The organism is Bacillus sp. SW14, assembly GCF_047608225.1.
In the GTDB taxonomy this organism is placed as follows: Bacteria; Bacillota; Bacilli; order Bacillales; family Bacillaceae; genus Bacillus; species Bacillus subtilis_G.
In genome coordinates this window covers 207997-222549 of sequence record NZ_JBLKRW010000001.1, presented here as the reverse complement: position 1 = coordinate 222549, position 14553 = coordinate 207997, and the positions used below count along the sequence as shown (strand labels likewise).

Annotated in this window: 14 protein-coding genes and 1 pseudogene; 4 read left to right on the top strand and 11 right to left on the bottom strand. The window is 41.3% G+C overall.

Features of this window, described 5'->3' with window-relative positions; all coding sequences use genetic code 11:
- Positions 1-85: 85 nt before the first annotated feature.
- A complete protein-coding gene (locus tag ACMX2I_RS01220) occupies positions 86-511 on the bottom strand; it encodes a DUF5391 family protein (RefSeq protein WP_414955919.1) in 426 nt (141 codons plus the stop codon).
- Between the two features lie 258 nt (positions 512-769).
- Here ACMX2I_RS01220 and ACMX2I_RS01215 point away from each other — a divergent pair, with 258 nt between their 5' ends.
- The gene (locus ACMX2I_RS01215; protein ID WP_148963236.1) at positions 770-1225 is read left to right on the top strand and encodes an RDD family protein; all 456 of its coding nucleotides are present in this window, start codon (positions 770-772) and stop codon (positions 1223-1225) included.
- A 140-nt stretch (positions 1226-1365) separates the two neighbouring features.
- Here ACMX2I_RS01215 and ACMX2I_RS01210 read toward each other — a convergent pair.
- The 4 genes and pseudogenes from ACMX2I_RS01210 to yxaF form a co-directional block, all read right to left on the bottom strand.
- Positions 1366-2718: pseudogene (locus tag ACMX2I_RS01210) on the bottom strand (IS1182 family transposase).
- 121 nt (positions 2719-2839) lie between these two features.
- Positions 2840-4048 (bottom strand): DUF418 domain-containing protein, encoded by a 1209-nt coding sequence (locus ACMX2I_RS01205; protein ID WP_414955918.1) that lies wholly within the window; start codon positions 4046-4048, stop codon positions 2840-2842.
- Between the two features lie 107 nt (positions 4049-4155).
- Positions 4156-5169 (bottom strand): quercetin 2,3-dioxygenase, encoded by a 1014-nt coding sequence (locus ACMX2I_RS01200; RefSeq protein ID WP_087991832.1) that lies wholly within the window; start codon positions 5167-5169, stop codon positions 4156-4158.
- Positions 5170-5261: 92 nt separating this feature from the next.
- Entirely contained in the window at positions 5262-5837 is a 576-nt protein-coding gene (gene yxaF / locus ACMX2I_RS01195; protein WP_087991831.1) for a transcriptional regulator YxaF, read from the bottom strand.
- Between the two features lie 130 nt (positions 5838-5967).
- Between yxaF and ACMX2I_RS01190 the strand changes: the two genes are divergently transcribed.
- A complete protein-coding gene (locus tag ACMX2I_RS01190; RefSeq protein WP_414955917.1) occupies positions 5968-7038 on the top strand; it encodes an SDR family oxidoreductase in 1071 nt (356 codons plus the stop codon).
- A 40-nt stretch (positions 7039-7078) separates the two neighbouring features.
- Here ACMX2I_RS01190 and ACMX2I_RS01185 read toward each other — a convergent pair whose 3' ends face one another.
- From ACMX2I_RS01185 to ACMX2I_RS01165, 5 genes are all read right to left on the bottom strand, one after another.
- Positions 7079-7561, bottom strand: a complete 483-nt coding sequence (locus tag ACMX2I_RS01185; protein ID WP_414955916.1) for a DUF1433 domain-containing protein — start codon at positions 7559-7561, stop codon at positions 7079-7081.
- 3 nt (positions 7562-7564) lie between these two features.
- Positions 7565-8053 carry a DUF1433 domain-containing protein gene (locus tag ACMX2I_RS01180; protein WP_394715521.1) on the bottom strand — a complete coding sequence of 163 codons (489 nt, stop codon included), beginning with the start codon at positions 8051-8053 and terminating at the stop codon, positions 7565-7567.
- A 26-nt stretch (positions 8054-8079) separates the two neighbouring features.
- Positions 8080-8550, bottom strand: coding sequence for a DUF1433 domain-containing protein (locus ACMX2I_RS01175; protein ID WP_414955915.1), 471 nt, complete (start codon positions 8548-8550; stop codon positions 8080-8082).
- 244 nt (positions 8551-8794) lie between these two features.
- Complete coding sequence (locus ACMX2I_RS01170) at positions 8795-9292, bottom strand: DUF1433 domain-containing protein (RefSeq protein WP_414955914.1); 498 nt, start codon at positions 9290-9292, stop codon at positions 8795-8797.
- 4 nt (positions 9293-9296) lie between these two features.
- Positions 9297-9809 (bottom strand): DUF1433 domain-containing protein, encoded by a 513-nt coding sequence (locus ACMX2I_RS01165; RefSeq protein WP_414955913.1) that lies wholly within the window; start codon positions 9807-9809, stop codon positions 9297-9299.
- Positions 9810-9869: 60 nt separating this feature from the next.
- Between ACMX2I_RS01165 and ACMX2I_RS01160 the strand changes: the two genes are divergently transcribed.
- Positions 9870-11678, top strand: coding sequence for a lipase (locus tag ACMX2I_RS01160; RefSeq protein WP_414955912.1), 1809 nt, complete (start codon positions 9870-9872; stop codon positions 11676-11678).
- 141 nt (positions 11679-11819) lie between these two features.
- Positions 11820-13397: a Na+/H+ antiporter gene (locus ACMX2I_RS01155; RefSeq protein ID WP_414955911.1), complete on the top strand. Its 1578-nt coding sequence runs from the start codon at positions 11820-11822 to the stop codon at positions 13395-13397.
- 37 nt (positions 13398-13434) lie between these two features.
- Here the strand turns inward: ACMX2I_RS01155 and ACMX2I_RS01150 are convergent, their stop codons facing one another.
- Positions 13435-14466 (bottom strand): polysaccharide pyruvyl transferase family protein, encoded by a 1032-nt coding sequence (locus ACMX2I_RS01150; protein WP_414955910.1) that lies wholly within the window; start codon positions 14464-14466, stop codon positions 13435-13437.
- Between the last annotated feature and the right edge of the window lie 87 nt (positions 14467-14553).

Below are 14553 nucleotides of genomic sequence, written 5' to 3'. Positions count from 1 at the left end.
TATATGTAATTTCTAATTTGTGATCATCATAACATATTCATCCATTTTATAATTCTACTTCACAAAACCATCACAAACTAGAAAACTATGTAAGGCTGTTCGCGGATGTTTTTTCAGCAACAGAACGAAAAGCAGCCACAAACCAAATGATGTTGACAGCAGCCGCGGCGAGACAAACCACAATCACAAAGACCACCTCAGAAAGCAGCTGGTCACTGAACAAACCATACATCAAGATAAAACCGGCCGAAGAGAAATGAATCAGCAACCCAAAACCGCAAAGCATCGCCATTACATACCTCATCGCATCAACTCCAAGCGTGTAAATGACAAAAGGAATGAAATACATCACAAGGATCATACCGATAGCTGACCACATGCCGACTGAGTTAAATTGATTGGCCGCCGCTCCCGTTCCGGCCAGCGGCGAAAGTGAAGCAGCGGCAATCACGGCACAAAAAAGAAACGCAGAAATGATTGTTGCGATCGCCACCCTGTTTTTTCTAGACATCAAACCCCTCCCTAAAATGAAAATATTAACATATATCATTATAATGTAATCCAAATGAGAAATTCATTATATTTTAAAGAAAATGACAGAATGCAGAAAATGAGATTCGCTTAAATGTAGTAGATTTATATAGTAAAGATACAGGGATAAAAGACTCATTTTTCAGGCATATCAGGATTTTATCACCATATCATATTGCGCATATTATTTTTTCAAAGTATACTATTCCAGATTCATTCAAAGGAGAGAGAAAAAGTCATGGAAAAACCAGCAGGATTTTGGATTCGTTTTTTAGCTTATTTTATTGATGGCATTATTGTATCTGTTCCTAGTTATATTATTCTATTTATTATTAATAGTGTGTTTATAGCTGGATCTGTGGCAACAGACCCTTACATGACAGAAGAGGAGTATCTCGTGAAATACATGACGTTCGCATTTTTGCCTACCATGCTGATCATGCTCGTCATCTGTGTGTTATATTACGGTCTGCTCACAGCTTCTAAAATGCAGGGCACACTCGGCAAAAAAATTCTTGGCCTGAAAGTGGTCAATGAACAAGGCGATCGGGTTTCTATCGGACAGGCAATCGGCCGTTACTTCGCCTATATCTTATCTGGAATCATCTTTTATATTGGTTTTATCATGATCGGCTTTGGAGAGAAAAAAGGCCTGCATGACATCATTTGCAAAACACGTGTCGTGTATAAATAACAGAAAAAAGTCTAGACGCCCATAGGCGTCTAGACTCAGCTTGTAGAGAAAACGATGTTTTTTCTACAAGCTTTTTTGTTTTGTAGTATTTCTTTAGATATTCAGCTGATTTCAAAAGCAGAAAAAGAGCTCCCACATACCTAGCCCTGCTTGGCTAGGTATGTGGCAATCTTCTTCATGTTCTGGCATGCGGCTGTGAGGAGAACTTGTTCACTCACATTCCGTTTTCCCCTCAACCTGCAATAGCGAAGCCCATGCAGCTGTTTTGAATCTGCAAAGCTTCGCTCTATTTTTTCTTTTCTTTTTTTATAGAGTGTTTTCCCTGAAACAGACAAACGATTTTGTCTGACCTTTTCTTTGTGGTCCTCCCATACATGCAGGGTGATGACCTTCTGGCGGTTCTTTGATCTTGTGCATTGCTCAAGCAATGGGCATGCGGAACAGGTTTCAGGATTTGATTTATATGACCGGTAGCCTTTTCGGTCAGTTGTTGAGTATGTAAGTACCTGCTGGTTCGGGCAAATGTAACTGTCTTTTTCACTGTCATAATGAAACTTCCATTTTGGAAACAATCCCCTAGTAGGGTGATATCGTCTATGGGCAATAACGCCAAAAATATGGCGGTCGGCTAGTCCTTTACAGATCGGAGTCGTTAAATAACCAGAATCAAGAGCGACGGCTTCTACTTCAAAATTAAATCGTGCCATTTGGTGGTCTAATCGGTCAAGATAAGGCACAGAATCATGGATATTTCCAGGCGTGACATAGGCGTCGGTGATAATGTTATGTTTCATATCCGTTGTTCGGTGATCTAAGTAAAAGAAACCCTCCGGTTTGTTTTCACGTTACATATATCCACTTTCAGGATCAGTGGTACTGTGGCGGATCTCTTTTTCAGCTTTCACCTCCTCTTTGGCCGGTAATGGCTTTTTTCCGTGCTCCTCTCGATCTTCTTGGATGGCTTCATTTAAATCTTTGATATAGTTTTGTGTATCCTGTTCAATCGTTTTTCTTGTATATTTGTGCTTGTTGGCATTGGCTTTCAGATGAGTTGAATCGGTGAAAAGGACACGTCCGCCCACCATATCATGATTGATGGCCTGAAGAACGATCTCATCAAAAATGTCTTGGAAAATAGTTGTATCTTTAAAGCGTGTGCGTCTGTTCCAGCTGATGGTGGAGTGGTGCGGAACTGGGTCATTGATATTCAGTCCCAAAAACCATCTATACGCCATATTGTAGTAAATTTCTTTTTCAAGCTGTCTTTCTGAACGGATGCCGTAGAGGTAGCCGATAAACATCATTTTGAATAAAATCAGCGGATCGAGTGAGGGGCGGCCTTTGTTTTCGCTGTAGTAGGGCTTAACCTTTTCAATGATAAAAGAGAAGTCAATGTGTTTATCAATTTTTCGAAGCAAATGATCCTCTTCGACGAGTTGGTCAAGCAGAACAAATTCGGCAGCGTTTTGAGAAGAGTTTCTTGTATGGAACATGAGAAAGACACCGTCCTTTTAAGTCTTTCTTTTATTTTATTACAGGAGAATGGATATTTTAAGGGAAAATAAAGGCTGTCGAGATTTTCTCGACAGCCTGAGTCTAGACGCCCATAGGCGTCTAGACTTTTGTTTTCTTTACCATAGGCTGCCACGCCAGATACGTAGCGCTCCTCCACAGCCACTCAAACGGCCCCATCCGGAATACCCGAAGCCAAAGGTGGCTGAAGACCATTTGAACGGCACAAACCGCAATCGTAATGAGCACGCCGGCAGCAGGATACACTTTCCCGTACAGCCCCAAGCCGTAATGATAGAATATCCACGTACACACGATAGACTGCATCAGATAATTGGTAAACGCCATCCGTCCAACAGCGGAGAATGATTGCAGCACTGTTTTTACTCTTGTTTTATGATAAAGATAGACAAAAGTTGTGACATAGAAAAACATGAGGAAGGGCGCGCCAATCAGCAAAAATACTTGCCTATCCGTTACACTGTACAGCACTTGGGCGCTGATGCCGATGACCAGCCCAGCCATCCACACTCTTTTCAAGCCTTTGCGATGCTTTCCGGGCTCATGCAAATATCGTGACTTCGCCGCCGCAGCCCCCAGCAAAAACATGCTGAAATAAGGAATGGATGCAAAGAAGAAGCTGATCGGGTTATACGTAAGCATGCCATTCGAAGACATGTAAACAAGACGATCATGGACCCGCTGTTCCGCAATCTCCTTCAAACTGCCGCTTCCGTACGCATGGAGCGCTTGCTGTGCCTGCTGAGTTACCGCTTGAGTCCATTCCTGTCCGTTTGCTTGATAAAAGCTTGTCAAAATGAACGGTATGGTAAACAAAAGATACAAAGAGACCGCCCATATCAACAGTGTTTTCGGCTTTGCTTTTCGAAATAAGAGCAGAACAAAACCGAGCATGGCGTATTCCGTTAAAATGTCCCCGTCCCAAATCAAAAAGGCGTGAATGGTTCCAATCAAGAGGAGCGCCGCTAACCTTCTCGCATAGAGCGGAACAAACCGTTTCCCTTTGCTTACTGCCCTCTCCATCATAACAACCATGCCGAATCCAAATAAAAAGGAAAACAATAAAATACATTTTGTTTGGATGAAGAATGTCAGTATGTCTGTTACTGCAAAATCAACTTCAGACCACTTTTCTGTAAAAAAGTTCTCTTTTCCAAGCATAGACAAATACATATCCGGATAACTGAAATGGGCCAGATTGACAAATAAGATGCCGAAAATCGCTATTCCCCTTAGCACATCAAGCACGCCGATCCGTTCATTTGCCAAAGTCGGCTGTAATGAAGCCATATCTATCACGCTCCTTTTTTCTGTACCTTAAGAGTATGAAAAAAAGGAACGCAGAAACATCGATTTAGGTGTCACACAGGCATGGAAACCTTACAATCTTGTCATTTTTATGGTTTCATGACCTTTAAATCTAATGCTTCGATATTTTGCAAAACGCGGTCAAATCGCAGCGCCTGAGGCTCACTTGGATAGATGTGGCCTTCATACGGCTCACCTAACGTCCGGAAAAACGGTTCAAATAAGCCTGGAACCAATACGCCCACCATCTTTGTATAATGGGAATCCAGACGATAGGAATGAACGGTATTCTTTGGAACATGCAGAAAATCTCCAGGGTTCAGCTGAATTTCCTGTCCATTTGCCCACATCGTCATCTGCCCTTCTAGGCAATAAAATGTTTCTGTATGATGTTCATGGTAGTGATCAACGATCCGTTCGCCTTTAGGGCCATCCGATGATACGACGATAAACTGGCCGTCTGTATTTTTTTGTGCAGCCACAATGCGGTGAAGCTGATCTCCTGTCACCAGGCGGTCGCCTTCTCCAGACTCAAGCACGTATGGAACAGCTCCATCTGGAAGCTCTGTAAGTTCCGCTAACTTTGCCGCACCGGAAGGCTTTTCTTCATCAAGAAATGCAATGTCCGCCACAGTCGCCGCTTCTGCAAATCGCTCGTTTGACACCTCCTCGCTTGCGTACGGAGGATGTTCAGCGTAATCATATGGATTCCCAATAACGGAATACATGTGCGCTACATTTCCCTTCATCGTGTAAGACACCAGTCGCGTTCTGTGGCTCTGCATCTGGTAGCTGTGCGGTGTTCCGGCTGGAATGTTCGCATAATCGCCTGATACTAATAAATAATGTTCTCCATCAAGCGTCAGCTCAAGCTTTCCGTCCAAAACGAGAATCCCTTCATGTGTATCCTTGTGGACGTGAAGCGGAAAGGCATCTCCTTTTCCCCCGGAAAGCAACACGATCTCAAACAGATCGCCTGTACTCTTCCCATTCGCCATCACCGTGGCGACTTGTCTTCCGAACAAATAGCGCTCACCTTCTCCGCTGCGGAGCAAATAAGGCATTTTTTCTTTAGGCAATGAATGTTCACATAATGTTTTCATATATCGTTTCCTCCAATTTAGACCAGTCAATATATTAAAATATACATTACTAGACCGTTCTATATAATTGTAGGAGAAAGGATAACAAAACGCTACCCTTTTTTTCTCACCAGCACTGGAATTTGTTCGGCAATGAGAAGAAGAGGCGTTTTGACTTTATTCGTTAACGAAAGCATGATGCCGCCCTCGATCATCGAATTGATCAGCATTCCAAGCTGATTCGCTTCTTCTTCTGCAAATCCGTTTTCCATTAGTTTTCTGGCAAAAACCGCTTCCCAGCTTTTAAACACCTTCATGCAAACTGTCCGCAGCGGTTCACTGATTAACGCTGTCTCACTCGCCAGCAAACCGACTGGAAGGCCTTGAATGCTTTCTGTATTGTCAAACTGGCTGGCTGTTTTTTTGATAAATTGCTGAATCGCTTCTATTGGATCAGAGAATTCATCCATGCTTTGCTGTATCAGATGTTCAATCAGTTTTCCTGTATATGTAACCGCTTCAACTGCTAATTCTTCTTTGCCGTTCGGGAAAAAGTGATAAAGCGATCCCTTAGGAGCACCGCTTTCTTTCACAATCTGGTTCAAACCCGTCGCGTGATATCCTTGAAGCTGGAACAGACGTGACGCCGTGTGAAGAATTTTTTCGCGTGAATCTCCTCTGCTAGTCATTAAAACATTCCCTCCTAGGTATGGTAGAGCGACTTATATAATATAAAAAAGAACCCTGTGATTGTCAAAAAGGGGTAAGGACCTCCCGGATGGGGTAAATGTAGAAAAACAGCGTCTAGGAGGAATCTCAATGGCAAACGATGATTCAGTCACGAATACGGAAAAGCTTGAACAACAGAACCCAAGCATGAAAAAGAAGCTCAGATTGAAACAACTCAAGGATCAAGTGATCGTGATTACCGGCGCCTCAAGCGGAATCGGACTTGTCACTGCGCGAATGGCAGCTGAAAAAGGCGCGAAGGTTGTGGCAGCAGGGCGAAATGAAGAGGCTTTGAAGGATCTTACTGAAGAATTAAAGGAAAAAGGGCACGACGTCATATGGATGAAAGCGGATGTCGGGAAAGAAGAAGACATCAACCGAATCGCAGAGACCGCGATCAGCACGTTCGGCCGCTTTGACACATGGGTCAACAATGCCGCCGTCTCGATTTTCGGGCACGCCATGGACGTCACCGTCGAAGACATGAAGCGCATGTTTGACACAAACTTCTGGGGACCTGTTTACGGAACAAGAGCGGCCGTCAAACACTACACCAGCAGAGGCGTTCCGGGCGCACTCATCAATGTGGGAAGCCTGTTCGGCGACAGGGGAACCGTCATTCAATCCACATACGCGTCAGCCAAGTTCGCGCTTCACGGCTGGACGGAAAGCATCCGAATGGAGCTCGAGAAAGAACAGGCGCCTGTCTCGGTTACGCTCATCCATCCGGGCAGAATTGACACGCCTTACAACGAGCATGCTCACAGCTACCTCGACAAACAGCCGGCTCATTCCCGCTCCATGATCTATCCGCCGGAAGCGGCCGCCGAAGCCATCCTGTTTGCCGCCGAACACCCAAAGCGCGACATGTACATCGGCTCACAGGCAAAAGCCATCGCCATGCTGGGCGCTCTTTTTCCCCGGCTGACCGACAAACTGATGGAAAAAGCCATGTACTACAGCCAGCATGCCGAAAGACCGTCCAAGCCACGTGAAGAAAGCGCGCTTTATGATGCGGGCTACGGCATGCATGACAGGGGGACAAATAAAGGATGGCTGCGGTCCAGAAGCTATTACACGAAAGCTACGAAGCGCCCGATTGTATCCGCTGCTGTTGTTGCCGGACTGGTGACTTTGGGAATGGCGAAGAGGCGGAAGTAAACCGATCACTAAAATAAACAGGCACTTTGCCTGTTTATTTTCACTCTCCTATATCTCTTAAATACTGTTCACGCTCTTTTTTATCAGGGTAAGCGGTTTTGATGTATTTATCTTTTACTTCTTTGCTGTATTCGCTCCAATCCCTGAAACGATCTGATACATCTTGAGAATAACTTATTCCATCTACTTTATTGGACTCGTATATCAAATCTGCGGAAAAATCGAATTTATCCGGATTGTCATTGATATAACCATTCACTACTATTCTTCCCATCGGATTTATAGCCACTTTATCTTCAAAAGTTACAGACTTTATAAAATGATGAATATCCTCTTTTCTTAACTCTTCTTCTATTTTTGGCTTCATTTCCTCGACGTATGCTTCAGTTTTTTCTTTGCTACCTATGTATTTTTTACTTTTAGAAGTGTCTGACGTTTTTTTGATTTCATAAATAAAGCCAACCATTACGAGTAACAAAACGCTAACAAAAGCTAATAGTTTAAATGGCGCTTGTTTTTTCATAGATTATTTTATTTCCCCTATGTCTTTTAAATATTGTTCTCGTTCTTCTTTCGATAAACTATTTAAAAAGTCTTCTTTGACCTCTTTATCAAAATCATCCCAATTTTCAAATCGGTCCGCTAAGTCTTTATCATAACCTATGGAATCTACTTTATCAGTTCCATATCTCAAAGAGACATCGAATGAGAACTTTTCCGGGTTGTTGTTTACGTACCCTGATAGTTCGATCATTCCCATTGGACTGATTGAGACATCCTTATCGAATGTTATATCATTAACAAAATGATGGATATCATCTTTTTTCAATTTTTCCTTTATTTTCGGTTTCATTTTTTCAGCGTATTCTTCAGCTTTTTCTCGTTCACTTTTTTTCTTGCTTATTATGTGTTGTTTGTCTAAAGAAGTGGTTACCGTGTTTATTATTTGATAATAGAGGATCATCCCTGCGAATAACAACATGACAACAAAAACTATAATCTTGAATATTTTCATATTTTATAACTTCCAATTAGCAAGCTTTACTTTATTTCACGGATGTCTTTTAAATATTGTTTACGTTCTTTTTCAGATAAACTGTCTAGAAACTCTTCTTTTACTTCTATATCAAAATCATTCCAGTTTTCAAATCTATCACCTAAGTCTTTTGAAAAACTCATGCCATCTACTTTGTTGGAATTATAGATTAAATCAGCAGAAAAATGAAACTTTTCTGGCTCCCCGTTCACATAACCATCCACAATGATTCTTCCCATGGGGTTTATTTCTATATTTTTTTCAAAGGTTATGGTGTTTATGAACTTATATATGTCTTCTTTTTTTATTGTCTCTTTTATTTTCGGTTTCATTTTTTCTACATATACTTCGGCATTATATCTATTGCCTTCAGTTGTATCTTTTGTTCTGGCTTTTTCATAGTTGAAATATAGGGTGGCCGCAATTGCGATTAACACAATCACTCCAGTTAATAATAATCTCTTAATGGTTATCATTGGAAATTCACCCTTTTTATTATACAACCTATGTATAAAGATTAGGAGTGGCATAATTGGCTATCGCTAAGCCTCTTAAAATGACGATTGAAGCATACAACCGTATATCTAGTATTGCCTGCGATATTAAAAACGATCACATTGGTGAAATTGTTTATTCTAGCAATGGGCATAAACTGTACATTATCAATTAGTAATAAAGAAAAGGGTCTTTAACGGCTTCAGGCACTTTGCCTGTTTATTTTCATTCTCCTATATCTCTTAAATACTGTTCACGCTCTTTTTTATCGGGGTAAGCGGTTTTGATGTATTCTTCTTTTTCTTTCTTGCTGTATTTGCTCCAGTCGGTAAAACGGTCTCCCACTTCTTGAGAATATCCAATTGAATCTACTTCATTCGATTTATAATATAAAGAGGCATCAAATGAGAACTTTTCCGGCTCATTATTGATGTAACCAGTAACTTCAATCATTCCCATTGGACTTATCGTTACCTTCTCATTAAACTTAATATCTTTTATAAAATGGTGTATGTCTTCTTTCTTTAGTTCTTCTTTTATTTTTGGTTTCATTTTCTCGACGTGTGCTTCAGCTTTTTCTTGTTCACTTTTTTCTTTACTAGTTATGTACTTTTTACCTTTAGAAGTGTCTGACGTTTTTTTGATTTCATAAATGAAACCAACCATTACGATTAACAAGACGCTAACAAAAGCTAGTAGTTTAAATGGCGCTTGTTTCTTCATATTTTTACTTCATTTCGCCTATGTCTTTTAAATACTGTTCACGTTCTTTTTTATCAGGATAAGCTGTTTTGATGTATTTTTCTTTTACTTCTTTGCTGTATTGGCTCCAATCCCTGAAACGATCTGATACATCTTGAGAATAACTTATTCCATCTACTTTATTGGACTCGTATATCAAATCTGCGGAAAAGTCGAATTTATCCGGATTGTCATTGATATAGCCATTCACTATAATTCTTCCCATCGGATTTATAGTCACTTTATCTTCAAAAGTTACAGACTTTATAAAATGATGAATATCCTCTTTTCTTAACTCTTCTTCTATTTTTGGTTTCATTTCGTCGACGTATGCTTCAGCTTTTTCTTGTTCAGTTTTTTCTTGATTACTCATATTTTTTTCCCCTCCGGTAACCTCCGATTTTTCTGGTTTATTTAGTTGGTGATTAATATAAAAAGCACATGTTATTGAGACTAATAAAATCGTCCCTACGATTAGTATTTTTTTGGGATTTTTCATGGCGTTTCATCCTTTTTTATTTTATTATACAAGATAGGTAAAGTTTGGGGGAATAGTGCAATGGCTAAAAGAGAAAGCACTTTAAAAATTAGTGATGAAGATTATAATGATATTTCCAGTTCAGCATATAACCTTGAAAAATACCATATTGGTCAAACTATAAAAATTAGCAACGGTCAAAAGCTATATGTTGTTGATTATAAAAAAACTAAAAAGGGTCTTGATGCCTTAACTCTCGTGAACGAAAGAGATTATACCCTTTCAAATAACGGAAAAGACAAAGAAAAAATCCAAAACGCCATCATCGCGTACCGCGGATCAGAACCCATCGGTTCCGGCCAATTCCAAGACACAATAAAGCCATACCGTGAAGAGCGGGAACAGCTTATTAAAGAATTAGAGAAAAAGGGAATCAACATTCCTAAAGATGAAGATGGTTCTTTCTATGACTACGCACAAGGGGTTCCTGAATATTCAAATGAGATTTTACAGGATTGGCTCCATATGGATACCAGTTATTTGGTTGGCAAAAAACCATTTGATGACGGGACGGAGAACCAAGCCATTCAGGCAGATCAATATGCAAAAAAAATACATAAAGACTTTAAAAACGCTGACATTCAAGTCACCGGTCACTCATTAGGCGGTTCTAATGCAAGCTATGCAGTCGTGATAAATGACTTTATCAAACGCGGCGTTACTTTCGAAAATCCTAACATATATGAAAACCTGCCTGAGGATGTCAAAGCCCGAGCATTAAAAGGGGATTTCCGCAGCCGTTTAACAGAATATATTAATTTAAATGATGGATTATCTTTGTTGAATCGGGATGCTGCTGAAATAGGTAATGTGAAAGTGATGTATGACGAGGCTTTGCCGAACGGTGTACAAAATAATCGCCTTCCTGATGCAGTAAAGATGTTGGGCCTTGCATTTAAACGTTACAACAATCAATCTCTTGATGTATCACTATTTGTCGAAGCCTTGATGGGAAGTCACAATCTGGACCGATATAACTTCAATTCAGATGGCTCTGTCCAAACTGTTGATGATGTGTTAAAAAACAATCCTGACTTTGCATTAACGATGCTTAAGCAAATGAAATCAACCAATGTGAAAGCCAATACAGGTGTTTCAATCCTCATTAAGTCGCATGTATTGATGAATACATGCACGCAGTTAAAACATATCGCTGAATTGGAATGGTCTAGGATTATTCGTGAGATTGAAAGAATTGATGACAAAGTAAAGGATTCTATTGAGGATGTCAGAAACATGCATACACGAATGGTTGGTTTTGGCGCATATGATGAATTAGCCATTTCTGATGTCGATGATCTGATCAATAAACTTAAAATGAACAAACCGCATCACCTTTTTTACTCAAAAGAAAAATATGATCAGGCAGTAGATGCCGCGCTTCATTTACAGCACTTGCTTCAGATGGTTGCAGATGACCTTGGACATATGGGACACGCTTACCATGATGCAGACCGTTTTATGCAAAGAGTGACAAGCCAGCATTCAACCACTTCGCTTTTTTCAAATGCCCATCTAGATACATCTGAAATGACACCAGAACAATTGGCGGCGTACAAAGAGAAGAAAAGACAAGAACAAAAATTGGCGCTGATGAATTCAATCAAAAAACAATTAAGCTATGCTTTTCAAGAAGACCGTAAGAATTTGTCTTCGATCAAAGATAATATCACAGATGCCGAGCTGGCGGTTAAGACAAAGCGGGACATTCTCGACCATCATATGTCAGGAAAAGCGATTGACAGTGTCACGGATAAAATGAAGGATCATCTATCTTTTGATAAAGTTCGTTCTCATGTATCGAGTGTAGTCAATTCCATTGGCTTATAGAATAAAGAACCAAAAGCCGGCAAATTGCCTGCTTTTTTGCTTTTCCGCAGACTGGCAAAGGACTGTTTTACATATGATATGATTACCAATGACAAAATGAGGGTAATTTTTTAGTTACACAATTCATAAAAGGAGGTTCTAATGGAACACTTAGATTTGCATCATATTTTCGAACTAGGTTTTTTGTTGGTCATGATTGCAGCCGGTATTACCGCGATTGCCAAGAAGTGCAGACAGCCTTATCCGATCGCACTCGTGATTGTCGGCACGATCATTGGACTTGTACATATTCCGCTCTTCGAACCGCTGAAAGATTTTATTACTGAAGGAGAAGTCTTTAACTTCGTCATCATTACGCTGTTCTTGCCGGCTTTATTAGGAGAAGCTGCCCTGAAGCTGCCCTTTTCCCATTTGCGGGAAAATAAGCGCCCCGTTCTGGCGCTGGCCTTCGGCGGCACGCTCATCTCGTTTCTGATCGTCGGCTTTTCTTCCATGTGGCTGATGCATTTGGCCATTCCGGCGGCGTTTGTTTTTGCCGCGCTGATGAGTGCGACAGACCCAGTTAGTGTGCTGTCCATTTTCAAAAGCGTCGGTGCGCCGAAAAAGCTTTCGATTGTCGTTGAAGGAGAAAGCCTGTTCAATGACGGGCTGGCGGTAGTGCTGTTCAACATTTCCGCCTTTTACTTAATGACTTATTTAGATCTCGGCATTCAAGGCGCCGGTTTAGGCTTGTGGGAGTTTGTCAAAGTCATTTCCCTCGGCCTCATTATCGGAGGCGCTCTAGGATTTGTCTTTTCCCAGCTCACCAAGTATTTTGATGATTATCCTTTAGAAATTATTTTTAGTATCATTCTGTTTTACAGCTCATTTCTATTGGCGGAAATGGCAGGTGCCTCCGGCGTAATCGCTGTCGTAGTCGCCGCGCTTATATTCGGCAATTACGGCGCCAAAATCGGCATGAGCCCGACGACCAAGCTGAATATCAATAACTTCTGGGACGTCGCCGCCTTGCTCGCGAACTCCCTTGTCTTTTTGATGGTCGGACTTGAGATCACGAGAATTGACCTGACTGACAAATGGGGTTTGGCGATTATGGCGATTGTCATTGTGCTTATCGCCCGAAGTGCCGCCGTCTATATCAGTCTGGCCTTTATTAAGAAATTTCCGGCGACATGGAAACATACCATCAATTGGGGCGGGCTGAAGGGCTCTCTGTCCATTGCCCTCGTACTGAGCCTGCCGAGAGACTTCCCGGGGCGTGAAGACATTCTGATTTTCGCCTTCAGTGTCGTTTTATTCTCCCTTGTTGTTCAGGGGCTTACCATTAAGCCGCTTCTGGAACGGTTAGGCGTGAATCAAAAGGAAGAGGGCAATCAGGAATATGAGGAATTGCTTGCAAAAGGACACCGGCTAGAAACCGCTATCCACGAAGTCCAGCAAGTCAAACACAATTTGCTGATACACGAAGCTGTCTCTAGCGAACTGACAGACCAATACAAAGAAGAAGTCAGCCAGCTGCATCAACAAACAAACCAATTGTTCGAAACATACCCGGAACTCAAAAACAAACAGCAAACCATCTTGAAAAAACACTCGTTATACGCCCAGTACCAAGCGATCGAGAACTTATCAAAGGAAGATATCATCTCAAACGAAGTGGCTGAGAAAGAGCAAGCGCGGATCATTGATGAAATCGTTTCTTTGGAAAACGATCATTAACGCAAAAAAGCAGACTGCCATCAGTCTGCTTTTTCTTTTATGATTTGAAAAAATCAACCAGCGGCTGAAAATCCCTGGATAAATCAACTTCATTCGGTTCTGCTTGAAGCAGGCGGTCAATCATGCGCTCCAGTTCCTTCATATCATGTTGATCTGTGTATTCAATGAAGTTTAAGCTTTCGAGCCAATCCCGGTACGAATGTTTAGCTTTGCCGTAACTGTTTCCAAAGACAAGGCAAGGTGTTTTGGTAATAATCGAGAAAATCATCGCGTGAAGACGGTCGGTGATCACCAATTTACTGGAACCGATGCGGTCAAGCATCTCCATAAAATGTTTTTCACGATCGGCGTAATCAATGGTGTCTACCGTGTCCAACACCGTATCGGTACGTTCCGTATAGGTTGTTTTTTCTGCCCATTTTCTCATCTGTGAAATAAAATCTTCGTCGGTCACTTTCTCCTTATCCGCTCTTAAAATAAAGAGAACGCCGTCCCGCTCAAGCTCTCTCGGCACAATATCCAAGGAGAGCACCATATCCGGTGTAAAAATCACATTAGAATTGAAGGTCTCTTTCACAACATCCAGCGTCTGTGTCTCACGCGCGGCAATCGTTAAATTAGAATTTTGATGGTACGCGTCCTGTGTTTTTTTCTTTTCTTTATTTCCAGCGTCTGTGTCTTCAAAATAAACGGATTGCGGCAGAGAAATCGATTTATAGTCCTTAAACGCCGAGAAGACCTTCCTTCTGTCTTCCTCAATATCGAGATAAAGGTTTCCTAAATTTCCTCCGCCGGTAAAGCAGACAATATCGTCTTCACGGATGATCTCCTTCACCAGTTCAATCCCCTCACCTGTCGCATAATCCATAATTTCAATATATTCATAATACGGAAAATGATTTTTTATAAATTTCTCTTCCGCATACGCAATCGCTTGGTCACCAATGTTTGTGTAACTCGGGGAACCAAACAAAAATACTTTTCGTTTATCATGTAACAGGGCATCTGGCTCGACATTTGGCGCAATGCCTTTTACGAGTTTTTTGCCTTTGATTTCTTGTACAGTCATATCTTTGTCCTCCTTCTGGGATGATTGCCTCATTGTGTAGTTAACTGTCTCTACCCAAAAAGGAGGATGGCTATGCATGGGCATGTG